The organism is Zhongshania aliphaticivorans (assembly GCF_902705855.1).
GTDB lineage: Bacteria > Pseudomonadota > Gammaproteobacteria > Pseudomonadales > Spongiibacteraceae > Spongiibacter > Spongiibacter aliphaticivorans_B.
Genome location: NZ_CACSIJ010000011.1, coordinates 377,989 through 402,568 on the forward strand (window position 1 = coordinate 377,989; position 24,580 = coordinate 402,568).

The window sequence follows — 24,580 nt, forward strand, 5'->3', positions numbered from 1 at the left end:
GAGAGCGTGGTATGGCTGATTATACCTACTGTGTTTGCAGCTCAATAAAACTGCAAACTAGGTTTAGTCGGTGCAAGGTGAAGTTATTGAGCTGCTGAGCTGCGTTGGTTCAGCGGGATGCTGTTTTGCCCGCCATACGACCAAAGTAAGTCACGTCACCAACCGACATACCGCTTGCGTAGCCAGCCGCTGTGCGCGGAATACCTGCCGTAGTTCGGCCAGCTGCATACAAGCCCTTGATGATGTTGCCTTCTGGCGTGAGTACTTCTCCGCTTGGGAGTGTATCTAGGCCACCTAGGGTGAAGAAGGGATAGAAAGGCCCTCGGCCCAAGGTGCAATCCAAGGCAACGTAGGGTGGTTTGATGGGGCGTAGCCACGCTTCGTGTTTATGAAAGAAAGGGTCGTCGCCAGTTTCAGCGTGTTTGTTATAGGTATTTACGGTGTATTGCAGGCTGCCTTCTGGCAGGGCCAGCTCTTGTTCTAATTCGGCAATACTATCGCCAGTTCCCGCGACAGTAGCACCTAGGTAACTCATTTTCTCGTAATCGCCATAGCCCTCAACATCGGTAATAAAATAAATGCGTGATGAATTGCGCTGCGCGATGAGTGCGTTGTAACCGACGCGGCCGTGATAGCAATCTTCGTTAATGAAACGCTGAGCCTTATCGTTAACGAGAATGCCGTAGGTCAGTGATGCGGGTGGGTAATACGGCAGGCTCACAAAACATTCATGCATATTTGTCGTGCCAGCACCCGCGCCCATGCCCATAAGAATACCACTGCCGGTGTCGCCGGGATTGCCGATGGGGATTAAACCGCAGTCAAAAGTAGGGGCGTATTTTTTTACCATTTCTTCGTTCATGCAGAAACCGCCGGCGCATAAAATAACGCCTTTGCGCGCTCGTACGGTTTTCTCTTGCTGATCTATTCGCACGACTAAACCTTCGACGTCGCCGGCGTCATTCACAATTAAGGTGAGTGCGCGGCTGTCATAGTGCACGTCCACCGAGCGAGTGTTTACCGCTTCGGTGAGAATTTTCATCAGCAGTGGGCCACCGTTGTCGCCCTCAACTTGCAGATTGTGTCCGCGGGGTACAGGAGTGGCGTGTTCGGTAAAGGGGTAAGCCTTCTCATTGCCGGTGAATAATAAGCAGTCGTCGGTGAGGGCCATAATGGCGCGCTCTTTCAGTTCGCTCATTTTGAAAGGTACACCATGGCTAGTCAGCCACTCGTAATGGCCAATACTGTTTTCGCAGTAGTCGCGAATTTTGGCCTCGTCGGCCTGATTGCCAAAGCAGGCTTTCAGATAGTTGATCATGTTTTCGGTATCGTCGTGGTAGCCGCAGGCCTGTTGTACTGGCGTGCCACCATTGCCGCCCATATAAATTTCAGCGCTAGATAATGCAGTGGAGCCACCACTGGCACTCGCCAACTCAAAAATGCTCACCTTGCTACCGGCATCGGCTGCCTCGATCGCAGCAGATGCACCTGCGCCGCCAAAACCAATAATGGCGACATCGGTGTCGATATCCCAGTGAGGAATGTCTTTAGAATTACGCGGTGCGGTGGCGGTGGTTTTGTTGGTCTGACTCATGGTGAACCCTAATTATTAGACGGTATTTTCAGCGCTAGCGGAGCGCCTACGTTGTTGGTGATAGGCGCTGTTTGAGTATAAATCGCTAATAGCTGCAGGGGCGGTGCTGCATGGTTTTAGCTCTTATTGCGGCTAATCTTATTTTAATCGGCGTGGGCATAGCATCCGTTAAACGGATTATGTTGTTTTGGGGTGCTATTTTGCCGTCAATCTGGCGCTAAAAATTGGCTTCTGCAGAATGTTGACGCTGAGTATTAGTGCCAGCAGGCAAGGCTGGTTATAATGCCCGCCACGCAGAAACACTCTTAATTTATTTGGAGCAGGGATTCCCTATGATCATCAAGCCTCGTGTGCGCGGATTTATGTGTGTCACAACCCATCCAGTTGGTTGTGAGGCCAATGTAGCTCAGCAAATTGACTACGTAAAAGCCCAAGGTGCTATCCCTAATGGCCCCAAGCGGGTGCTGGTAATTGGTGCCTCTACGGGTTACGGATTGGCTTCGCGTATTAGCGCAGCCTTTGGTGCTGGCGCCTCCACACTGGGTATTTTCTTTGAAAAAGAAGGCACCGAGAAAAAGCCGGGCACAGCGGGTTGGTATAACTCGGCAGCCTTCCATAAATTTGCTGAAGCCGAAGGCATTTATGCCAAAAGCATTAATGGCGATGCGTTTTCTGATGCGATCAAAGAAAAGACCATTGCGCAAATTAAGGCAGACCTTGGGCAGGTCGATTTAGTGGTTTACAGCTTGGCCTCGCCACGTCGTCAGCACCCGAAAACCGGCGAAGTGTTTAACTCAACACTCAAGCCCATTGGTAAAGATGTCACCCAGCGCGGCGTCAATACCGATAAAGAAACCATTGAAAACTTCACCTTGGTTGCGGCCAACGAAGACGAGATTAACAACACTGTTGCGGTAATGGGCGGTGAAGATTGGCAGATGTGGATTGACGCACTAGATGACGCCGGCGTATTGGCTGATGGCGCTAAAACCACGGCCTACACCTACCTTGGCGACAAGCTAACCTGGGATATTTACTGGCACGGCACCATTGGTGCGGCTAAGAAAGACCTCGATAAGCGCGTTATCAGCATCCGCGAAAAGCTTGCCAGCACAGGTGGCGATGCCCGTGTATCGGTACTGAAAGCCGTTGTGACTCAGGCTAGCTCGGCGATTCCGGTTATGCCGCTGTATTTGGCCTTGTTGTTTAAAGCTATGAAAGCAGACGGCAGCCATGAGGGTTGTATAGAACAGGTTTACGGCCTATTCAAAAATAGCCTCTACGGTGACGCGCCGATTAAAGACGAGGAAGGCCGTTTGCGTGCAGATGGTTTAGAGATGCGCCCAGAAATCCAAGCTGCCGTTGCGCAAATGTGGGATGACGTGACCACCGAGAACTTGTTAGCAACGACTGACTTTGCCGGCTACAAACGTGAATTCCTGCGCTTGTTCGGTTTTGAGATTGACGGTGTTGATTACGATGCCGATGTTAATCCCATCGTTGAAATCAAGAATATGGCCTAAGTCCTTATTGGTCTTAGCGATCTGTTCGGTTTGATGAAAAGGAAGCTCGCGCTTCCTTTTTTTATGCCTGAATTATTTGCGAGTCGCGCCGCCCTAGGCTAGAGTGTGGCGGTTTTTTACATCGGTAAATCCATGTCTGTTACAGCCCGTCACGAACTGCGAACCCAGCTGAAATTGGCACTGCCCATTTTTGGCGGCCAACTGGCGCAATCTGCAAATGGCTTTGTCGATACCGTCATGGCGGGTAGGGTCTCTGCGCTAGACTTGGCGGCAGTGGCCGTGGGCGCTAGTATTTGGGTGCCGGTGTTTCTGTTTATGACTGGCATGCTGATGAGTGCCACCTCGGTATTAGCGCGCCACGTCGGTGCCAATCAATTAGATCGTATAAACCCCTTGGTACATCAGGTCGTCGCAGTCGCCGTGGCTCTGGGTATCGTGTCGGTGTTTATTTTGTGTAATGTTGCACCGTTGCTGACGTGGATGGATGTTGATCCCGCGATACGCCCCATGGTGGTCGATTATTTATTTGGCCTGAGCTGGGGCATGCCAGCCATCGCGATTGTCTTGGCGCTGCGCAGCTATACCGAAGCCTTAAGCCACACTCGGCCAGTATTACTTATTAGCGTGGTAGGGCTATTGGCGAATATCCCTATCAACTACGTGCTCATTTACGGCAAGCTTGGCGTGCCTGCCATGGGTGGCGTGGGCTGTGGCTGGGCGACAGCGATTGTCATGTGGATTATGGCGATACTGATGTTGGTTTATGTGCATCGCCATCGTGCTTACAGTATGGCGCGCTTATCTATGCGTCCGTGGCACTGGGAACCAAAAATCATCGCTTACTTGCTGAGACTGGGTTTGCCCGTTGGTTTAACCATTTTCTTTGAAGTCAGTGTGTTCTGTATTATTGCCCTGCTGATTAGTCAGTCCGGCGCCGAGATTGTTGCCGGCCATCAGCTTGCGCTTAACTTTACCTCGTTGGTATTCATGTTGCCGCTAAGCTTTGCACTGGCGGCTACCACTCGTGTTGGGCATGCGCGGGGGCGTCAAGATGAGCCCGGTTTACGTATCGCCATTTCAATCGCGTTCAAAATCACCATGGTTATCGGCGCGCTGATGGTCACCATGTTGGTACTGGGTCGTCACTGGATTCCCTTAATTTATACCGATAACGCACAGGTCATTGCCTTGGCGAGTTACTTGCTGCTGTTTGCCGCCCTGTATCAAGTCTCCGACGCCATTCAGGTCACCGCCAACGGCTGTCTGCGTGGTTTTGAAGACACCACTATCCCCATGATACTCACGCTATTTGCGTATTGGGGCGTGGGTTTGCCGGTAGGTTATGTGTTGGCAACGACCAATATACTGCTGCCCGCAATGGGCCCGAGCGGTTTTTGGTTGGGCTTGTTTGCGGGGCTTAGCTCTGCGGCTGTATTGCTGGCTTTTCGGCTGCGTTGGCGGTTGCGCCAGCCCTTGTAAAGGTGCGCGCTTACGAATCGCGGGGCGCTTTGTATACAGTGTAATTGACCTGTTTAGACCACTCTGCTACTGTCTCGCCTCCTTCAGGTCTCCTGCAGTTTTTCACAAACTCAGGATTAAATAGGAAGCCGGTGAACACCTCGACGAGGTTTGCATTCCGGCGCTGCCCCCGCAACGGTAATTGAGTACAAGAGTGATCTCTACGCCACTGTGCCTTCAAAGGTATGGGAAGGCGATCACTTCGAGCCTAGGCTCACTCATAAGCCCGGAGACCGACCTGAAAGTTTAGCCGAGCGTTGCGGTGGGCGACGACAGGCCGGTAGGGTTTTCCCTTTGGCATTGTTGTCACGTTCCCACCGCCTGTTATTTCCCCTTTCTTTTTCGTAGCGCTTTACCTTTTGCCCATAGTGGCATCTGAACGGAGTGCTATGTCGTGTTCTGCTTACACGCAGTTAGCCTTAATGATATTTGCGCCGTCTTTGCGGCCCGCCAACGCGGTCAGATGATGTCTAGTCGGAATAAATTCTGATGACGTCGGCGGTTTCGTTGCGCCCTGAGTCTGGCGAAAATCGGGGAAAGCTTCGCACCGGCTTAACAACGGGTGCCTGCGCAACGGCTGCCGCCGTGGCTGCCGCGCGGCAATTACTATTAGGTCAAAGTACCGATGTTGCCTCCATTAGACTTCCGGGTGGCAGTTATCGTCAGTTATCGATAGTTGACTTAAAGCTTGATCACGGAGCTGCCGTCGCTGGCGTCATCAAAGATGCCGGTGATGATCCGGATGCAACTCATGGCGCCAGATTGTGGGTAGAAGTGATTTTAAGAGCTGAGTCTGGGGTGCAATTTATTGCCGGTGCCGGCGTGGGAACGGTTACCCGTAAGGGCCTGGTTATACCGGTTGGCGAGCCGGCGATTAACCCTGTGCCACGACAAATGATTAGCGATCATTTGCAGCAATTAGCCGACGAGGCTGACTACCGTGGTGGTTTTCGGGTGACCGTTGGCATAGACAATGGCGAGCGTATTGCACTCAGAACCATGAACGGCCGCTTGGGCATTGTCGGTGGCTTGTCAGTGTTGGGCACCACGGGCATTGTTCGGCCATTTTCCTGCTCCGCGTATATCGCCTCTATTCACCAGTCTATTGATGTGGCCAAAGCCAATGCGATTGATCACATCGCGGCCTGCACCGGTGGCACCAGTGAAACCTATGCCCAGCAGCGCTACGGCCTTTGTGACGCGGCGATTGTTGAAATGGGTGATCTCTTCGGCGCTGTTCTTAAATATCTCCGGCGTAATCCGGTCGGCTTTCTGAGCCTTTGCGCAGGCTTTGGCAAGATCGGTAAATTTGCGCAGGGAAATTTAGATACCCATAGCCGCCGCTGCGATATTGATTTTGCATGGCTTACACAGCAGGTCGCGGACTTAGGTGGCGATCTGTCTTTACAAGAGGCGGTACGCAATTCCAATACCAGTATTGAAGCCTTGGGGTACTGCCAAGAGCAGGACATTCCCTTAGGTAATCATATCGCCGAAAAGGCCTTAGTCGTCGCTAGATCGTATTTACCCGCGAGCATCGGCTTAGATGTTTGCGCGGTAGATCGGGCGGGGAAATTAGTCGGCTACGCCCATGAATAAACAGCTGGGCGATTTAGCGGTAAAAAATTCAAAACATTAAAGCGTATTAGCGCAGCGGGCATAGCAAGGTATTAGTGACCTTGCCCAACAACAAGTCATCTTTTAGAGGCCGGAGCCTCAGTCATTGGAGTAAGAATGTGAACGAGCCACACGACTATATTCGCGACGGACAATTTATTTATCAGGAGTCCTTCGCAACTATTCGCCGCGAAGCCAAGCTCGCCCATTTGCCAGCGGATATGGAAACCTGCGCAGTGCGAATTATTCATGCATCAGGAATGATTGATGTTGTAGAGGACTTAGATTTTTCACCGGCGGCGGGCGCGGCAGCTCGGGTAGCCTTAGCCAGCGGAGCGCCAATTTTTTGCGATAGCGAAATGCTTGCCCACGGCATTACCCGTGCGCGTTTACCTGCGCAAAACCCGGTAATTTGCACCCTGCGAGACAGTCGCGTGCCAAGCCTCGCCGCAGAGATAAACAACACCCGCAGTGCCGCGGCATTAGGTTTGTGGGGCGAGCAATTAGAAGGGGCGGTAGTGGCGATTGGCAATGCGCCTACCGCCTTATTTCATCTATTAAATTTAATCGCAAATGGCGGCCCTAAGCCGGCTGCAATCTTAGGATTCCCCGTGGGGTTTATTGGCGCTGCAGAAAGTAAGCAGGCGCTGGCGAACACCCAAGGTGTAAATTTTATAACGGTGCACGGCCGTCGCGGCGGTAGCGCGATGGCGGCCGCCGCAGTGAACGCATTAGCTATGGATAGAGAGATATAACAATGGGAAAAATAAATCAGCACGGCCATCTTTACGGTATTGGCGTTGGCCCCGGTGATCCAGAATTACTTACGCTTAAAGCCGTGCGCTTATTGGGCGAGTGTCCGGTGGTTGCCTATTTTTGTAAGCGCGGTGGCTTGGGTCGTGCCCGTAATAACTGCGCCATGTATTTAACTAACGAGCACATAGAGCTGCCATTGGTGTACCCCGTTACTACCGAGCTAAATCATAAAAGTGAAGAATATCGACTTAGTATTGAGGCGTTTTTTGACAGCGCGGCCGAGGCCGTGGCGAGCGAGCTTGAATCGGGTAGAGACGTGGCCATGCTCAACGAAGGTGACGCATTTTTTTATGGCTCGTTTATGCATGTGTTCCTGCGCTTGAAGTCACGGTTTGAGATTACCGTGGTGCCCGGCGTGAATTCCATAATGGCCTGCGGCGCATTGCTGCCCCAGCCACTTGTGATGCGTGACGACGTGCTTACGGTGATTCCTGGCACGCTCGATGACGATGCGCTGGAGGCGAGTATGTCGGGCAGCAAGGCCACCGTAATTATGAAAGTGGGTAGTAATTTGGAACGGATTCGCCGCGTAGCGAAGCGCCTGGGTATGGCGGATCGCGCTTGGTATGTAGAAAAGGCCAGTCTGCCAGAACAGAAAGTCATGCCGCTTTCGGACGTTAGCTTGGCGAGTGCGCCGTACTTTTCTATGGTCTTAATTCCGGGGTCGGGAGAGCGGCTGTGAGTGGACGCTTGTCCGTAGTGGGCACCGGCCCAGCAGGCGCGGCGTGGCTCAGTCCAGAAACCGCAGAGCTGATTGAGCAGGCCTCCGACTTAGTGGGCTATGGCCCTTATATACAGCGCGTCGCGGGGGCTGGGCATATCTGTCACAGCTCGGATAATCGTGAGGAATTGCAGCGGGCAGCCTTTGCCTTGGATCTTGCTGCGCAGGGTAAACATGTTGCGGTGGTGTCCGGTGGCGATCCGGGAATATTTGCCATGGCGGCGGCTATCTGTGAGTGCGTGGCGGATGCGGTGGATGATCGTTGGTCGTCGGTGCAGCTTGGGATTTATCCCGGAATCTCTGCACTTCAAGCGGCGGCGGCGAGGGTGGGTGCACCATTGGGACATGACTTCTGTGTTATGTCGCTGTCGGATGTACTCAAACCTTGGGGCGTGATTTGCCGGCGAGTAGCGCTGGCGGCCGAGGCTGATTTTGCGATGGCCTTTTATAACCCGCGCTCGTCACATCGGCCTTGGCAGTTGGGAGAAGTATTAGCGCTACTGGCGCAAACCTTGGCTCCCGATACGCCGGTGGTGTTTGCAAGGGCGGTGGGTCGCGACGACGAGAGAATATACTTCACCTGCCTCGCTGAGGCCGACCCTGAATTAGTGGATATGAGTACGTTGGTATTGATTGGCAATTCCCGTAGTCGTTATTTTGACCACGGTGATCGGCGCTGGATGTATAGCCCGCGAGACTATCCCCAAACATTATCTGGGGATGGCGCTGCTAGCGGGTAAAGATTCTAACCAGTCAACTAGGGCGAGGTAATGAAAAAACGCTTGGCCGGCGCTACGTACATTTGGGCGTTGCACCATCAGCACTGGCAGACCGAGTTCTCTCGCAGCTTGCAGCTTGGCGTCGGCGGCGCTGCCGCCTGAGTTTTTACACACAATCATGTCTATTCGGTGTTCGCGCAGTAGTTGGCGCTCATCCTCTAGCTTGAACGGACCGCGCTGAGTGAGAAGCGCCCAGTCATCAAATTTGGGCGCGGGCTCTGGTGCGTCTACGCAGCGAACGGTGAAGTGGCGTTGCTTGATGTGTTCAAAGTGGCTAAGGCTGCGGCCGCCGGTCGCGAGCAATATTCGGTCGCCGGACTTGCTGTGATCGTAAATTGCAGCGGCGGCGCTCGCTAGGTCTGGCGCAGTGTGCCAACGGTCGTCGTCCTGTGGCTGCCACGGTTCGCGGTCTAGTCTTGCCAGTGGGATGTTACATGCTTCGCTGGCTTGAATAGCATTGTCAGACATTTGCGCGGCAAAGGGGTGGGTGGCGTCAACTACGACATCAGCCCCTTCACGTTTAATCCAATCGGCAAGTCCGGTAGGGCCGCCGAAGCCGCCGCGTCGCGTCGGTAAGCCGGAAGGCAGTGGACGGCGAGTGCGTCCCGCCAGAGAGTAGGTGGCCTTAAAGTGTGGGCGGGCCAGTAACTCGGCTGCCAGATTCATGGCATCCCGAGTGCCACCTAAGATCAGCACATGCATCGCATTACGTCCGTGAAAAAGGAGCGGTATTTTACAATGAAGCGACAACAAGATGCTTTGTCTACAGGTAAAACAGAGACTTTATTTCGACCGTGGCTAAGTCTAGTCGGCATGAGCGAGTCGGGCTGGGCTGGTATTGCTGAAGAGGGGCGCGCCGCCATAGCGCAAGCCAGTTTATTAGTGGGAAGTCAGCGTCAATTAGATCATGTACCTGAGCAGGCGGGGCAGCGTCGCATGCTGTGGCCCAGTCCAATACAAGCGGGCATAGATGAAATATTGAAGCATCAAGGGCAGCAAGTTTGCGTGTTGGCTAGTGGCGACCCCTTCTGGTTTGGTATTGGCGCGACCTTGAGTCGCCACCTGCCCCTTGGTGCCATGCGCAGCTTACCCGGCGCGTCGGCATTTTCTATGGCGGCGGCGAGGCAGGCGTGGCCGCTGCAAGACTGTTTGTGCCTATCGCTTGTCGCGCGCGATCCTGAAAATGTGCGCCGTGCTTTTGCGCCCGGCAGACGCTTGCTGGTATTAAGCGAAAACGCCAGCAGTCCCGCGCGGCTTGCTGAAGTACTCTGCGAGGCGGGATTTGCGAATAGCCCTTTATGGGCGTGGCAGCGCATGGGCGGAGAGGCAGAGGCGCTTAGCCATGCACTCGCCAAAGACTGGCATGACCTGCAAGTAGATAAGCTAAATACAGTGGCGGTGGAATGTGTACCTAGCTGTGTTGATGCAGGAATGTCGCGCTCGGCTGGGCGGCCAGAAGACGACTTTATTCACGACGGACAGATAAGTAAGCGTGAGGTGAGGGCGGTAATTCTTGCCTACTTGGCCCCAAAAGGGGGGGAGCATCTTTGGGATTTGGGCGGCGGCTCCGGTGCTGTCTCTGTCGAGTGGCTATTGGCGGATCAACATAATACCGCCACCGTGGTGGAGCGGCGCGAGGATCGCTGCCTGAATATTCAGGCCAATGCCAAGCGTTTTGGCTTGTCGCAGTTGCATTGTGTGCAGGGGAATTGCACCGATGTGATTGCTGATTTAGTGCCGCCGAGTGCGGTCTTTATCGGCGGAGGCATCACTAGTGATGGCCTGCTAGAAAGCTGCTGGCAGGCCCTGGCTATTGGCGGTCGCATGGTTGCCAGTGCAGTGACAATAGAGGGCGAGGCGGCACTTATTTCGGCATGCCAGCGCTATGGCGGAAATTTAAGCCGCATTGCAGTGGAGCGTAGCGAGGCCTTGGGTGGTTTTCAGTCGATGACACCCCAGCGTTCGGTCACCATTTGGCATACAAATAAGACATTAAATGAGAAGGAGCGATATTAATGACGGTTTATTTTGTTGGCGCAGGGCCGGGTGCGGCTGATCTGATAACACTGCGGGCGCGGGATATTCTCGCTCGCTGCCCCGTGTGTTTGTATGCGGGGTCTATTATTCCCGACGATGTTTTAGTGCATTGCCCTGCAGAGGCACGCTTGGTCAATACCGCGGGAATGAGCTTGAGTGACATCGTGGATGAGCTTCGCAGTGCGCATCAGCAGGGGCAAGACGTGGCCCGGCTGCATTCCGGTGACTTATCCATTTACTCGGCACTTGCAGAGCAATTGCGGTGTTTGCGCGCTGAAGGCATACCGTATCAGCTCTGTCCGGGAGTGCCCGCTTTTGCTGCTGCTGCGGCGGCGTTGGGGCAGGAGTTAACCTTGCCAGAGGTGGCGCAGTCGCTGGTGATTACACGCACCCAAGGCCGTGCCTCGGCCATGCCCAGTTCTGAATCCTTAGAGAATTTTGCCAAGACGGGGGCTACCTTGGCTATTCATTTGTCGGTGCATGCCATCGACGATGTGGTGGCGCGATTAACGCCGTTCTACGGAGATTGCTGCCCTGTCGCGGTGGTATTCAGGGCAAGCCATTCGGATGAAAAAATACTGCGGGCTAGTTTGTCTAACATCGCTAAAGAAGTCGAAACACTCAGTGAAAAACGTTCTGCCTTAATTCTAGTTGGGCCGGCATTGGGGGAGTCAGACTTTAAAAATAGCGCGCTTTATAGTGGAGAGCATCAGCGCCTATTTCGCGCCTAGTATTCCGTGTTTAAATCAATTTTAAGTTGCTCTATGTCGAGTCTGGCAATGCAGTCACTGAGTGACTCGTCATCGCGGCGAGCTTGTTCTAGCGTGTTTGATAGTGTTGAGAGATGCATTACTAACTCTTCTGTAGACAGATTTTGCGCGACTCGTCTGTTTTCATTTAGCGGTGTGGCGCGATCCTTCACAATCACATCAAACTTACCCTGTTGGGCCACTATTGTTATCGGACTAGCCTGCGGATTTGCGCAGCCTTTTGGGCAGCCGGAAAAATGAGTACGTAGCTCGCCGTCAAATAAATCGGGTATTTGTTCCGCGAGAGTTAGGGCAAGGGAGCGTGTTGCGGTACTACCAGATAAGCATGCGGGTGCGCCGGGGCAGGCGACTAAAGACAGTCGGGGATCGCTATTGGTGGTAATCATGCCCAGCTTTTTTAAGTGAGCTGTTAAGTCATTGCCGCCACAGGGAATGAGTATGGCTTTCTCTGGGCTCACTCTGAATTCATGGTGCCCGTGAGCCGCCGCGACTCGGGCCAAACCTCGGGCGGTATCACTGCTCATTACTCCGAATGGCGGCGCAAAGCCAAACCAGCCAGCTTGTTGGCCGAGTAGTTTGGCGCTACTGCGCTCTGTGTTTATGGGCTTAACGTTGATTAGTAGATCGCTCACACTCGTCTTGAATAAGGCGAAGGTATCGTCGTTCAGTAGTTGCTTTATCCGAGTCGCTTTATCTTTGCGTTGCTCATTAATGCTAAGAAATTCTTTGGCCAATATAACAATGGCATCAACACAATGCTGAGCTTGGCAATAGCCCAATAGCACTGACGATTGACGGCTTCCTGCCAAGGCGATGCGATACGCTATGCTCTTTGCAGAGCTAATCGCGTCCACGCGAATATCGGCGTTTTTATCGGCTAAATCTCCACCGCCACCATCTATACAAATTAAAAACTTACTGGGTAATTGCCATAGTGCTGGGGTGGTACTTAGATGATTGTCGAGCTGTTGGGCTATGGCATAGGGGTCATGTAGCGCCTTGGGATCAATGTCAGTAGCAACCGAACAGATAACATGTCTAGCGGCTTCAGCCGCTGCGGTTTCTCTAGCAAGGCCAGCGGCGACGAGCTTGCGGGTAAACAATAATTCACTTTGCGCAGAAAACCCGCGTACTTGCAGCTTGCCGCGACTGGTTATTTCCAGCGTCGGCGCGCCCAACTCCTCAGCCCAATCAGCGAGATTGATCAGTTGCCCCACACCTAAGCGACCGCCAAGTAAATTGACTCTGCTTAATAGGCCGTCGCCACTTTCCATAGGCGTACCCGCGCTCGGGCAGTGGCCCCGACGAAAGGGCGATGGGGTGATTTGAAGCATGGTGATCTCAAGTTTTTAGGCAGAGGGTGTAGCTTAAACGGAGTGTGAGCTCGTTAATAGTTGTGGTCGCTGATGGGGGCGGGAAAGGGGCTTATGTAGTCTCGATATTAGTGTTGGCGTTTATTTGGCGCTGCTTGTTGTTTGCGGTGTGGCATAGCATTTTGGCGGATTAATGACGCGGGAGAAATGGGATTTCAATACATAGCTGAGTTTAACTCCTCTTTGGCATATAAATTAATTTCTCATTGAATTTTAATTAGCTTGCTGATATTTACAATATAAGTATATGTTTTATATCTATTTATTGGTTACTATCTGTATTTCGTCATCTGTTTATACGTTATGAGAAGTTGAGAGAAACTCACTTAATATGATTGCGTAGTCGTTATTTTGTTGATATTGTGAGTTTAACTCAGCTTTTGCGAGAAAATTACTAGGCGCCTGCTGCGGCGCTGTTGGGATTAGGTAGGGGGTTATTTGATGACGAAACAGGCTTTCCAGAAAGAAATTAATGAGTGCGCCGTTGTAATTGTTGGTGGTACGTCTGGGGTGGGTTTGGCAACGGCGTTGCAATTTGTTGAGGCCGGTGCCAATCGTATTGTTTTGGTTGGTCGCAATGTCGATCGGGGTAACTCCGCTATTGCTACGCTTCGTGCAGTGAATAGCGAGGTATCGGTGCTATTTATATCTGCAGACGCAAATCAACCTCTTGAAGCTGAGCGAGTTGCAGCGGAGGCCCATAAGGCCATGGGTGGGCTGGATATTTTAGTCAGCACAACCTCGGCAGCTTACGTCCCGAAGTTATTGTTCAATACCGATATCAGTGAGATCCCCAATATTCTTAATCAGCAGGCGCTTGCCCCGTTGCTAATGAGCCGTGCAGTGCTGCCGTATATGCGCGAACAAAAGTTCGGCGTAATCACTAATGTTGCGTCGGATGCGGCGAAGGTCCCGACTCCGGGCGAAACAATACTTGGCGCGGCGATGGCCGCGATTACGTTGTTCAGCCGAACATTGGCCATCGAAGCAAAGCGTGATGGTATCCGAGTGAATTCCATTACCCCTTCATTGATAGATGGCACCAATGTTTACGATCGGGTGATGGATGATCCTTTCAGTGCAAAATTGTTCTCTAACGCAGCCAAGCTAGCTCACTTAGGTGTGGCAGACCCAGAAGATTTGGCTTCAATGATTGTGTTTTTGTCAGGTCCTGGCGCTAAACGGGTTACGGGTCAGACGATAAGTGTTAATGGGGGAATTTCAGCTGGCTGAGATAATCGCGCAGTACGAAATGAAAAATTGAACCATTTATATCTATATATTAAAAAAATAAAGGTGAAAAGATGAAGAGTATTTCAATGTCGACGCTAGGCGTCTCAAAACGTTCTTATTACTGTGCAGTGCTAGCTTCGTGTACATTGCTTCTTACTGGTGGTAAGGCCTACGCCGCTGCTGGTGCAGCGAGTGCGATGATGGAGGAGGTCGTTGTTACCGCGCGGAAACGAGGCGTGGAAGATGTTCAGGATGTGCCGTTGACGCTAAAAGCCTTTGGCGAGAGTCAACTTGAGGCGCTGAACTTCAAAAACATTAGTTCTATTGGCTTTAATATCCCAAACGTAGCGCTTGATACCAATGGTGCGACAGTTGGCTTCCAGAACTTTGCTATTCGCGGCTTGGGCGTTAATAGTGGTAGTCCGTCTATTGACCCAACGGTAGGGGTATTTATTGATGGTGTCTACCTCGGCACTAACGCTGGAGTGTTGCTCGATAACTTTGATCTTGAGGCTGTCGAGGTGTTGCGTGGCCCACAGGGTGTCCTATTTGGTCGTAACGTTACTGGTGGTGCTGTCCTCGTGCGTACTAAAAATCCCAGCGACGAGTTTAGTATTGATGCCAGAGTAACGCTTGAGACTGGCTTGCAAACCACTTCCGATTTCACTGTGTCAGGGCCGCTGGGAGATAGTGGGGTGAGGGCTAAGTTGGCCATCTACTATACTGACGATGATGGCTGGTTTACTAATGACTTTGATGGCTCAGATCATGGTGCGGCGCATCAGTTTACCGTCCGTCCGGTGTTGGCTTGGGATATCAGCGAAGATGCAGAGCTAATAATTCGCTATGAGCATACAGATGCCGCTAGTGATGGCTCGATTGGCCAAAGCCGTGCGTTATATGATCGCGACAGTTTTGACTTTGCCATAAACGAATCAGGCTTTAGTAAGCTTGAGGTCGATAGTCTTACCACCGAGCTTAATTGGGATATTGGTATTGGTACGATCACTAATATTCTTGCTTGGCGTGAGCTAACTAATGATGCTTTAGGCGATATCGATAGCACTCCGATGACATCTTTCCATTTTTACCAGATTACTGAGCAAGAGCAGTTTAGTAACGAGTTGCGTTTCGCCGCTACTTTTGGCGATGTAGATGTGACTAGTGGGCTTTACTTCTTCACTCAGTCATTGATGTATGTTGAGGAGCGAATCTTAGGTGGTGGAAGCATCATTCGCGGCGGTGGTGGCGAAGGTGATACTGACGTGTTGGGTGTTTTTAATTCGGTAGATTGGCATATTAACGAAAAATTGACGTTAAATATTGGACTGCGTTATACCGAAGAGAAGAAAGATGCCAGTATTGGTACGATTCGGGAAGGTGGTGGGAGCTACGCAAGTCGTGACTTTATAGCCGATTTTGATGATGAGGAGTCTTGGTATGATTTATCTCCTCGCATTGGCTTTCAGTATTTTGTCAGTGACGATGTCAATCTTTACGGTGCTTTCTCGCGAGGTTTCCGCAGCGGTGGCTATAATTTCCGTTCCACTGTACCTGGCGCGCCTCCGGGCCCATTTGATTCGGAAGAGCAGGATTCTTTCGAGATTGGTATGAAGTCTAAATTCTTAGATGGTCGTGCACAGCTGAATGCTGCAGTCTTCCATAATACGATTAAGGATATTCAGCGCGAAGTGCAAGTGCCAATTGAGGGCGTCGGTATTGCGCAGCTTATTCAAAATGTTGGTGAAGTAGAAATTCAAGGATTTGAGTTGGATGGTCAGATTTCAATTACTGATCATATTCTGTTGGGTGGCTTTGTCGGATACTTAGATGATCAATACAAATCACTGCGCTACGATATTGATGGCGATGGTGAGATAAATTCTAAGGATAAAAATTTACATCTTCCTCGGGCGTCTAAGTTGACTTACGGTGCGCATGTTATTGTTGATCAACCGGTCCAAGATTTCGGCATGGTTTCAACGAGATTGTCATTCAGTCATAGGGATAAGGCTTATCACCTTGAAAACAATTTAGGCTATTACAATCCCGTAGACATGCTTGACCTGAACGTGGCGATTCTTCCAGATGACAGTAATTTTCGCTATGCGATTTTTGCTAGGAACCTGCTAAACGAAGTGAATAACACTAATGATTCATTGCTTCCTGATATAGAAAGTTTTGGTGGCGATGGTGCGGGCCCTAAACCAACGCCAAGCTTTACATCATTTAATGAAGGTCGAGTTTATGGCGTAGAAGTGCGCTACGAATTTTAAAATATTTTTAAATAAAAAAGTTATCAATGCTTAAAAGGTGGTTCACATGGCGCAATCGTTTCCGTTAACCCAATCATATTGGCAAGAAGACGTCTCTGAAGATTTGTGGGAGATGTCTGCGGGAGATTTATTACGAAAAGTTGCGGCGGAATGTCCTAAGCGCATTGCCTTGGTGGATGGTGTCGAGAACGTCCATCAGCGTCGGAGGTGGACGTACCAAGAGCTTTTGCAAACAGCAGAAACACTTGCGCGTGCNTTGTTGTCAGAATTTGAATCTGGTGACAAGGTTGCAATTGTGTCCCCAAATTGCGCCGAATGGGTGTTGTTACAGCATGCCATGAGTTTGGCAGGAATTGTTTTAGTTCCTGTTAATCCCGCCTACGGCGAACAGGAGCTGGAAACCATATTAACGCAGTGTGATGCTAAGGCTGCGTTTTATAAGCCAGATTATCGTGGCAAAAGTTTGGCGGCAATGCTTGGTAAGCTCGGAGAAAAATTAGGCTGTAAGGTTTTTTCTATCGAAGAGCTGAATCAATTTTCCGAGCGCGCGGACTCATCATTACCGCTACCGAAAATCGAGCCCAAGTCGATTTTACAAATTCAGTTTACTTCTGGCACAACGGGTATTCCTAAAGGTGCGTGTTTACATCATTTTGGTGCAGTAAATACCTCGCGCTTTGTCGCCCAGAGAGCCGGTTTTCCCGTTGGCGGGGTTTGGGTGAATGCGATGCCCATGTTCCATATTGCAGGAACAGTGGTGACCTCTTTGGGAACATTAGCCAGGCGTGGTACCTACGTTATTGTGCCGGGTTTTGAGCCGGAATTGATACTGGACTTGTTTGAAACTGAGAAGGGTAATGTCTCTCTGCTAGTTCCTACAATGATACTGGCAATGATGGAGAGCCCCTCGTTTTCAACGCGTAACCTGTCTTCGGTAACAACTATTCTTACGGGTGCGGCCGATGTTCCCAAGGAGCTGGTGTACCGCACCAAAGAGGCTTTTGCTTGTAATTTAGTGATTTTATTTGGTCAAACTGAAGTGAATGGTGTTGTCAGCCAGACGCGAATAGAAGACAGCGCAGAAGATCAGAGCAGTACGCTTGGATTACCCTTGCCTCATGCGGAGGTTTGTATCATCGACCCTGAAACGGGCGATATACAGGAAATTGGCGCAGCCGGTGAAATCTGTGTTCGTGGTTATCAAAACATGACTGGCTATTACAATTCGGAAGAATCTACCAAAAAGACAATTCGTGAAGATGGTTGGTTATTTACCGGTGACGCTGGCGTGATGGATGCGCGTGGCTATATAAAAATCACTGGTCGTCTCAAGGATATGATTATTCGCGGGGGTATGAATATTTACCCGAGGGAGATCGAAGAGGTTTTGTTTAATCACCCGGCTATTAATCAGGCGAGCGTGATCGGCATTCCCGACCCATATTGGGGTGAGGTGATTGCAGCGCTTCTGATTCTTGAGAAAGACGCAGAAGAGGTAAGTTTTGAAGAGCTATTCGCTCATTGCCGAGTTCATTTGTCGCCGCATAAATCCCCTATTAAATGGACTTTTGTAGATGAGTTTCCGTTGACACCATCGGGTAAAGTGCAAAAATTTGCGCTGCGAGATGCGGTATCAAAAGGGCTTTTGAGTTTGCATGATATTGACAAGAAATCTGCGTCGAAGATTTAGGTGTTTCGAACTTGGCTGGCCGAGCAACGTCTTGTTAGCTCGTCAAGTTGCGCTTTGATTTGAGGGCGCTGAAGGGAGTGGTTTTACGGTATGTACTTGTTGATTTGAGCGTTTAATTAATTTCGGCCCTGTTTAATGCTGGTTAAATCCCCCACATTTATCCAGTTATTGCCCGGCAATTTAAATTGTCGGGCTTTTTTATTGTACGGAGTTTGATTTAGGTGGTTCGCAGGGGGCATGGTAATCCTGCATTTCTTAGCCACCTATTTATCGCAAAAATGTCAGGGTATGGGTGAGAGCTCTTTAGTGGTGTCATAAGCAACCTGGGCGGTTAGGTCTCAATTTTTTGTTATTTATATCGAAGAATTACGTGCTTGCCCCCTAGGTTTTGGGTCGTGTGTGATAGAATTTACGCATTCTTAGCGAGGAGCAGACGGTGGCAGAAAAAAGAGTGAGCGGTAATACCCGTATGTCGGGAGAGGAGCGGATTGCCAGTATTTTGCTAAAGGCGAAACGGCATCTCAGGCAGGTTGGTCACGAGAATTTCTCGCCAGTAGAGGTTGCTCAAGATTGCGGTGTATCGGAAGCCACAATTTATCGTTATTTTGCTAGTAAGCAGGATTTATTAGAGCGGGTTGCCGAGTTCTGGGTGGAGGAGTTGTTGGCTAGTGCTCCAGTGCCTAAAAAGAATGAAAGTATTTATGATCGCCTTTTTCAGGTGGTACGACATAGTCTTTGGGTTATTCATTCTGAGCCAGCGTTATCTAAGTTCGTCTTAATTGTTGTTCGCCGTGAGCCGGGCTTTAAGTCATCTAGAATTTACTCTCTGAATAAACGTTTTACGCTTTACACCACCGAGGTGGTTCAGGACGCGATTGCGCAGGGAATCTTCCGCAGCGATGTTCCTGCGACGATGGTGCGAAATATGATTTTCGGTACTATTGAGCACGAGGTGTGGTCTTATCTCTTGGGTGATGGTGATTTTTCTTTGGATACCTCGGCCAAGCTTATTTCCGATATTGTATTTAGAGGTTTGGCTGTGGAGCCACCTATGAATGCTGAGGTTTTCAAGCGGTCGCTTGCGGCTATTGAGAAGGGCATAAAGGAAATAGATGTAGCTGTTAAAAAACTGCAGGAATAGGGCCGCCTTTTTGTTGCAGTCCAATTATTTCTGGCAGCTGATACAGTCGGGAATACTACGATTTTTAGGGTTAAACGTCGCTTCAACTTTGCTTTCTAATGCTTGTACTTTTTCTGGATCGTATTGCGTGATTTGCCGACCGCTTGAGATTTCTAAGGCCAGCAGCGCCGCGCCATAGGCGCCCATAATTTGCGGGTCATCGGGGACCTGCATTTTTTGCTTTAATGCCGCTTCCAAAAAATGCACCGCGGCGGGATTTTTGGCAACGCCGCCGGTCATGATAATGCCATCGCGCTTGCCCACCATGGCCACTAAGCCTAGGGCGCGGTGAGCGATGGCGCGGTGTACCGAGGCGGCAACATCGGCTGGGTCAGCCCCTTCGGCTAGCAGTGAAATAATTTCGGTTTCGGCAAACGTGGCGCACATGGTGCTCACTTCTAAATCTTTAGTCCCCTTCATTGCCAGTGCGCCAACTTCGCTAATGTCGCATTCTAGCGCGCGGGCGAGCACTTCATAAAAGCGGCCGGTACCGCTGGCGCAGCGATCATTCATGGCAAAGTTATCTACTAGCCCCTGTTCGTCTAAGGCAATCACTTTGCTGTCTTGCCCGCCAATATCAATAACCAAGTTGGCTTCAGGAAACAGTGCGGCCACGCCTCGGGCATGGCAGGTAATTTCGGTAAACGTGCGTCCGACCTCGGGTACCAGGCGGCGGCCATAACCGGTGCCGATGGTGTAGTTGATATCTTTTTGAGCGATGCCTGCGCTGGCAAGTGCGCTTTCTACCGCTTGCTCCATGCCGCGCCGACTCACTGCCCCCATTTGCACAATGTGGGCACTCAGTACCTTGGCTTGATCGTCTAGAACGACCGCCTTAGCGGTAGTTGAGCCGAGATCGACACCCATAAAATACGCTGTGCTCATATGTGTTTCCTTGCCCCTGTTATGGGGCGTGCAGGTCAAGCGTTGGACGCGGATGACGCTATAAAGTCTCTAGAGCGGCGCACGTCAATGGTCTCTAGCATGGCTTCTAAGCGGCTTTCCAGCAGTTCACCTTTATAGAATGATTCGTCGGCAACGTCGCCCTCGAAGAAAATTGATGGTAGGCCCATTTCTTTTTGCATGGCCTTGGCGAGCATTTGTTGCGGCCCAGTAAATGCACGGCAGGTGCGGGTTGAATGAAATACGATGCCGTCTAGACCATACAGTTCACAGTCGTGCTTGGTGAAGTGTTTAATAGTTTGAAAGCCGTGATTGGTTGGGCAGAGCAAGTAATGTTGCGCCATGCCGCGTATCGGGTCATCGGTGTCGATTAATTGGGGTTCCTGCCAGAAGGCATTGTGGGTGTAGCGGCCGGCAACGATGGCAACTTTGCGCTCGGCAAATACTCTGGCGAGGGTGCCGAGCTTGTTCCAGTTCATAATGCCATCAAAGTAGAGGCGGTATTTTTCATCCTTAATCGCGCTTTCGCCGCTGGCGACGCGATGGGAGATTTCGTCGCGAATATTGCTGAAGTACTCCACCAATTCCGGTCCGGCCGGTAAAAAGTTGATGTGGGCAACGCTGGCTATCCAATCCCAGAAGGTGGCGGGCGCAGGCAGGTTGGCACACATGGCCATGGCCTCGCGGCGAATTTCTGAGGCTTCTTTGATGTACTTCATACCTTGGCGCAGGGCGTCCCAGTCAAAGGGGCGTCCGGTTTGCACTTCGATAAAGTCGATTAACTTATAGAGTTGCGCGGCAACGTAATCGGATGCTTCTTCCCATTCTTGGCCTTTTAAATAGCCCGCGTCGGGTCGGTTGCTCCACAAAAAGGGGAGTGACACATTAAAAATAGGTGTTTCTTTGCCCAGTATCCGGTGGGTGATCTCGTCCCACTGCTGGCCGGTGCTGCATCCGGCATAGCAATTAACAATAAAATTGGGCATGGGTAAGCGGCTGGCTAGGTCGTCGCGCTCGGCGTCGTCAACAATGCCTTTGCTATATTTTTCTTTAGCTTGCCTTGCTAAAAGCGCGGTACCTAGGTGGGTGCGAGCATAGGAGCACAGCTCGCCTACATAGCCGTATTCTTGAGCGGCCAGCTGAGCAGACTTCTCTAATTTTTGGGCAGAGAGCCGCGCGGCAAAGGCCTCGCCGTGGGCCCATTCAAGACCTGCGGCCTGGAAAATAGGGTTGAGGGCGGCGCCGTTATACCACACCAGTTGGGCGTCTCGTTCATTGGCGGTAAAAATGCGATCCCAGTAATCTGCGATCATGTGGCGCCCTGCGTCGTTGCTTTTCAGGCGGTTTACACTGCTTGGTGTTGCGCTGCTCATTACGCTGACTCCTGTGTGATTTGGCGGGTGGGTGACTTGCGTCGTATCCGCTCGATCATGGCTTCCACTCGGGTGCGGATGGTTTCCACCGGCATGCCCTCGTGCTCTGTTTCGATTAGTAGGTGGGGAATATTGTGAGTGTTGAGGGTTTTGCGTAGCTCAGGGTAATAAAACATATGGGCTTCGCAGAACTTGGCCATCACTACAATCACGCCTTCGGCGCCGCTATTGTCTAGCGCGTTGAGTAGGTAGCTATCCCAGTCGACGGTCTTCTGTACGCGGGTTGGGCAGGGAATTGTTTCGTTTCTGGCAAAATACCAGTCTGCCAGCGCCATTCTTGGCGGCATTGATTCTTTGGTGTCGGTAGAGATATAACGGGCGCCGGTATACAGGTCGTCGTCAACAATAACGGCGCCGCAGTCTTCCAGTAGCTCAAATAATTCGACTCTAGGGGCATGGCAGAAATGGCCAGAGAGATGGAGGCGAATGCGCTGGTCTCTGGGTTTTGCCACGGCATCCGCTAAGACAGATTCTAGTAAAGCCGAGTGCTCGTTCTTGTCCATAATCATGCTCGACACAATCATGGCCTGCAGCTCTGCCGGCGAGAATTGAGCGTCGCCATTACGGCGTGCAGCAAAGATGTTTCTTAATAGTTGGCGATTCTTGTTGTTGGACTGAATGCAGGCGAGTAAGGCTTCGTCGCTAATGGGTTGCCCCGTAACTCGCTCGGCTTCAATGATAAAAGCCTCTATCTTTTCCTGTACTTGGGTTTTGGTCCAAGAGTCGTCCATGGCGGCAATTAGGTGCTCAAAGTAAACCGGCTTGTCGGGTAACAGCTCGCGCACCACATCTACTGACCCTAGCAGCTGAATGCAGTGGTCGGCGTTCATAAAGGCGTCAAAAATATCGAGCATGCCTTTAGCCGCTTGGTCGGCAATGCTGCGGGTATAGCCACAGTAAAATTCTGCGAGCAGGCTATTACCTTCAGAGATAGGCTCTTTGCTGTCTTGAATAATGACGGGTAGGGCGCCCGTAGCCGCAATAATTTCTACAGGAAAGTTCATGGGGAAGATGCCAATGACTGGCAGGCTGTTTTTTTCCTTCCAGTTTGCGATATAGCTTTGGGGGTTGTTGGCGACGCTCTTCAGTATCTGAAGTGCATTTTTAGTGTCGTGGCCCATAAATAGATTGCCCTTCTTTTGGTGCAGCGACGCCAGCCGGTAGATTGTCGTGGCTTCTATTTTGCTGCGTAGGTCTTGGTCTTGATCGGCGCGATGGTTCTAGTGTCGCAACGTCTTGAGGTGTGATTATCCCTCGGCTTTGTAATATATTATGTGAGTTAGACTCAGCTTGTCAAGCGCGGAGGCGCGTTATCACTTCCCATTAGATTTAAAATGCATAATTAACTGATTTTAAATGATTTATTTATTGTTTGTTATTGTTGGCGATTGTTTTTAGGGTGGTGTTTTTCTATGTGTACGGCTGGTTTTTAGATGTTTTGTGAGTCGTACTCATTTTTGCGGGCCTGAGTTTATTGTTCACGCTTGACGGTTAATAAACTATACCGAGCAGGATTGTGCTCGCGGGGCGGGATTTGTTCGATGTCGAGGATTGGCGAGGGTGAGCGTATTGCCGTGGTTGTACTGCTTTTGGTGGTAGGTGGGTGTAGGCGTGTTATTGGCTTAGGTCGGCGGGTTTAGTTACTCCGGCATTGGCGATTGCGTCAGTGCCAGCACTAAAGGAATAGCTATAGCGTATTGCGGTAGACGTGGCTTGTTTATATTTGCTTGCTGATGTTTTTACCGCAAAGTCAGTGCTGACCGGTGGCGAGTACGACGATGAGCCGATTAATATACGCCACTTTTCCCGCCAGCTTGGGTTCTGTAATAGCTCATCACTAAGTTGTGCGACTCCCGCCAGGGTGAGGCGCAGCGGATTCATGTGTAGCTCTGGCTGACCACTTAGCCCTGCCCGTGGTGTTTTCGCGCTAAGGGGGCAGTAGGTGCCAAAAATAATATCCCAAATAAATAGCGGGCCGCCGCCTATGTTTACTAAGTTGACCGCGCCACTGCGGCCGCAGTGCTCGGGTTCAGATGAGTGGTGCATATAGTGGTAAACGCCGCCGCCAGATATAAAACTCATCCATCTAATGAGGCGACTGCGAGAGGCAATGCGGTACAAGGCGGTTTGATGGCCGAAGATTTCAGGGATCAAAATCAGGCAGTTATAAATAATAACTTCGGTGTACAGCGGTTCACTGCTAAACAGTTTGGTGCAGGCGCCAAACACCAAGTTATAAGGCAGTATTAAGAAGATAAATAAAGGCAGTGCGGTGAACACGGCCATTGTCGTTGACTGTATTAGCGCTGGTGTCATGTGGTGGGGGCGATGAAACAGCAGCCACAAAAAGCGTTGCGTGTGGCCTAGGCGATGAAACCAGTAATGGAAAAAGCCGCCGATAACGGCAATGACAAAAACAGCCAAGGGTGCGGGGGCGTCGACTAATGTGGGTACGTGCTCTAAAACCAGTTTATTGGCGAGCTGCGCATTGTATTCAACCCAGTGCCAGCCGATACCAAAATCTAAACCCGCGAGCACAAAGAGTGTGCCTAGGCCAATTAATATAACCGGGATAGCCAGCGTGCTTAGCAGGTTTGCGAGAAAGAAAACCAGAATCCATTTAATTGGGTAAGCTTGGCCTTCTTCGCGCTCAAACAGAAAATAGCCACCCAGCATGGCGGTGAATCTAAATAAAATGGTGAAACTGAGCAGGCAGATGAGGCCATACCACATTGCAGGCTTGTTGTGTTTAAGCTCCGCGAGGCTATTAATTAAGGGTTCAAAACTGACGACGTCGCCAAGACCGGGGCCGAGGTAGGCGCCCAAATGCAGCAGTTGTAAAAAGCCGACGCTATAGCCAATGACGAATAGGACGACAAAGGCGCTCACAATTTTCCGATAGCGCTCGCTAATATCGGGCAGCTCAGCGTGAAATATGTGATGGAAAAGCATTTTCATCGCGATATCCGCGTATAGGCTTATCCTTAAACCTTGGATAAATGTTGTTTCGTTGTCACAATATACCATATTTGAGTAATAGTGCGATTTTGTCCTCGTTTTTGTGAACTACCGCAAGAAACGGGTTTTATCCCGTCGCTTGCTTCTGGGGGAGCGCGC

Annotated in this window: 19 protein-coding genes and 1 riboswitch; of the genes, 12 read left to right on the forward strand and 7 right to left on the reverse strand. The window is 50.8% G+C overall.

Annotation, left to right across the window (positions count from 1 at the left end; translation table 11 throughout):
* Positions 1–109: 109 nt before the first annotated feature.
* The gene (locus GVJ32_RS06210; RefSeq protein ID WP_159239171.1) at positions 110–1,594 is read right to left on the reverse strand and encodes an FAD-dependent oxidoreductase; all 1,485 of its coding nucleotides are present in this window, start codon (positions 1,592–1,594) and stop codon (positions 110–112) included.
* A gap of 332 nt (positions 1,595–1,926) precedes the next feature.
* Here GVJ32_RS06210 and fabV point away from each other — a divergent pair, with 332 nt between their 5' ends.
* The 6 genes from fabV (at position 1,927) to cobJ (ending at position 8,529) form a co-directional block, all read left to right on the forward strand.
* On the forward strand, positions 1,927–3,117 hold the full coding sequence (fabV, locus tag GVJ32_RS06215; protein WP_159239172.1) for an enoyl-ACP reductase FabV: 1,191 nt from the start codon (positions 1,927–1,929) through the stop codon (positions 3,115–3,117).
* A 132-nt stretch (positions 3,118–3,249) separates the two neighbouring features.
* On the forward strand, positions 3,250–4,596 hold the full coding sequence (locus tag GVJ32_RS06220; protein ID WP_159239173.1) for an MATE family efflux transporter: 1,347 nt from the start codon (positions 3,250–3,252) through the stop codon (positions 4,594–4,596).
* Between the two features lie 68 nt (positions 4,597–4,664).
* Positions 4,665–4,891: riboswitch (cobalamin riboswitch) on the forward strand.
* A 233-nt stretch (positions 4,892–5,124) separates the two neighbouring features.
* Complete coding sequence (locus GVJ32_RS06225) at positions 5,125–6,234, forward strand: cobalt-precorrin-5B (C(1))-methyltransferase (RefSeq protein WP_159239174.1); 1,110 nt, start codon at positions 5,125–5,127, stop codon at positions 6,232–6,234.
* Between the two features lie 137 nt (positions 6,235–6,371).
* Positions 6,372–7,007, forward strand: a complete 636-nt coding sequence (locus GVJ32_RS06230) for a precorrin-8X methylmutase (protein WP_159239175.1) — start codon at positions 6,372–6,374, stop codon at positions 7,005–7,007.
* Between the two features lie 2 nt (positions 7,008–7,009).
* Complete coding sequence (locus GVJ32_RS06235; RefSeq protein WP_159239176.1) at positions 7,010–7,750, forward strand: precorrin-2 C(20)-methyltransferase; 741 nt, start codon at positions 7,010–7,012, stop codon at positions 7,748–7,750.
* Positions 7,747–8,529, forward strand: coding sequence for a precorrin-3B C(17)-methyltransferase (gene cobJ, locus GVJ32_RS06240; RefSeq protein ID WP_159239177.1), 783 nt, complete (start codon positions 7,747–7,749; stop codon positions 8,527–8,529). The genes GVJ32_RS06235 and cobJ overlap by 4 nt, the downstream gene beginning before the upstream one ends.
* Here the strand turns inward: cobJ and GVJ32_RS06245 are convergent.
* Positions 8,500–9,270 (reverse strand): cobalt-precorrin-6A reductase, encoded by a 771-nt coding sequence (locus tag GVJ32_RS06245; protein ID WP_159239178.1) that lies wholly within the window; start codon positions 9,268–9,270, stop codon positions 8,500–8,502. The two genes, cobJ and GVJ32_RS06245, sit on opposite strands and share 30 nt — an antisense overlap.
* A 36-nt stretch (positions 9,271–9,306) precedes the next feature.
* On the opposite strand from GVJ32_RS06245, the gene cbiE reads away from it, so the two are divergent.
* Positions 9,307–10,584, forward strand: a complete 1,278-nt coding sequence (gene cbiE, locus GVJ32_RS06250; protein WP_159239179.1) for a precorrin-6y C5,15-methyltransferase (decarboxylating) subunit CbiE — start codon at positions 9,307–9,309, stop codon at positions 10,582–10,584.
* Positions 10,584–11,336, forward strand: coding sequence for a precorrin-4 C(11)-methyltransferase (gene cobM, locus GVJ32_RS06255; RefSeq protein WP_159239180.1), 753 nt, complete (start codon positions 10,584–10,586; stop codon positions 11,334–11,336). The genes cbiE and cobM overlap by 1 nt, the downstream gene beginning before the upstream one ends.
* Here cobM and cobG read toward each other — a convergent pair.
* Entirely contained in the window at positions 11,333–12,709 is a 1,377-nt protein-coding gene (cobG, locus tag GVJ32_RS06260) for a precorrin-3B synthase (protein WP_159239181.1), read from the reverse strand. The genes cobM and cobG overlap by 4 nt on opposite strands.
* A 480-nt stretch (positions 12,710–13,189) precedes the next feature.
* Between cobG and GVJ32_RS06265 the strand changes: the two genes are divergently transcribed.
* The 4 genes from GVJ32_RS06265 (at position 13,190) to GVJ32_RS06280 (ending at position 19,088) form a co-directional block, all read left to right on the forward strand.
* Positions 13,190–13,981: an SDR family NAD(P)-dependent oxidoreductase gene (locus GVJ32_RS06265; protein ID WP_159239182.1), complete on the forward strand. Its 792-nt coding sequence runs from the start codon at positions 13,190–13,192 to the stop codon at positions 13,979–13,981.
* Positions 13,982–14,052: 71 nt separating this feature from the next.
* Positions 14,053–16,257, forward strand: coding sequence for a TonB-dependent receptor (locus GVJ32_RS06270; protein WP_159239183.1), 2,205 nt, complete (start codon positions 14,053–14,055; stop codon positions 16,255–16,257).
* Positions 16,258–16,369: 112 nt separating this feature from the next.
* Positions 16,370–17,947, forward strand: a complete 1,578-nt coding sequence (locus GVJ32_RS06275; protein WP_435808069.1) for a class I adenylate-forming enzyme family protein — start codon at positions 16,370–16,372, stop codon at positions 17,945–17,947.
* A gap of 436 nt (positions 17,948–18,383) precedes the next feature.
* Entirely contained in the window at positions 18,384–19,088 is a 705-nt protein-coding gene (locus GVJ32_RS06280) for a TetR/AcrR family transcriptional regulator (RefSeq protein WP_159239185.1), read from the forward strand.
* Between the two features lie 24 nt (positions 19,089–19,112).
* Here GVJ32_RS06280 and GVJ32_RS06285 read toward each other — a convergent pair whose 3' ends face one another.
* The 4 genes from GVJ32_RS06285 to GVJ32_RS06300 form a co-directional block, all read right to left on the reverse strand.
* Complete coding sequence (locus tag GVJ32_RS06285; RefSeq protein ID WP_159239186.1) at positions 19,113–20,012, reverse strand: acyl-CoA dehydratase activase; 900 nt, start codon at positions 20,010–20,012, stop codon at positions 19,113–19,115.
* Between the two features lie 35 nt (positions 20,013–20,047).
* Positions 20,048–21,403 (reverse strand): 2-hydroxyacyl-CoA dehydratase subunit D, encoded by a 1,356-nt coding sequence (locus tag GVJ32_RS06290; RefSeq protein ID WP_159239187.1) that lies wholly within the window; start codon positions 21,401–21,403, stop codon positions 20,048–20,050.
* Positions 21,403–22,584 carry a 2-hydroxyacyl-CoA dehydratase subunit D gene (locus GVJ32_RS06295; protein ID WP_159239188.1) on the reverse strand — a complete coding sequence of 394 codons (1,182 nt, stop codon included), beginning with the start codon at positions 22,582–22,584 and terminating at the stop codon, positions 21,403–21,405. Before GVJ32_RS06295 ends, GVJ32_RS06290 begins: the two co-directional genes overlap by 1 nt.
* A 493-nt stretch (positions 22,585–23,077) precedes the next feature.
* Positions 23,078–24,421 carry a sterol desaturase family protein gene (locus tag GVJ32_RS06300; RefSeq protein WP_159239189.1) on the reverse strand — a complete coding sequence of 448 codons (1,344 nt, stop codon included), beginning with the start codon at positions 24,419–24,421 and terminating at the stop codon, positions 23,078–23,080.
* Between the last annotated feature and the right edge of the window lie 159 nt (positions 24,422–24,580).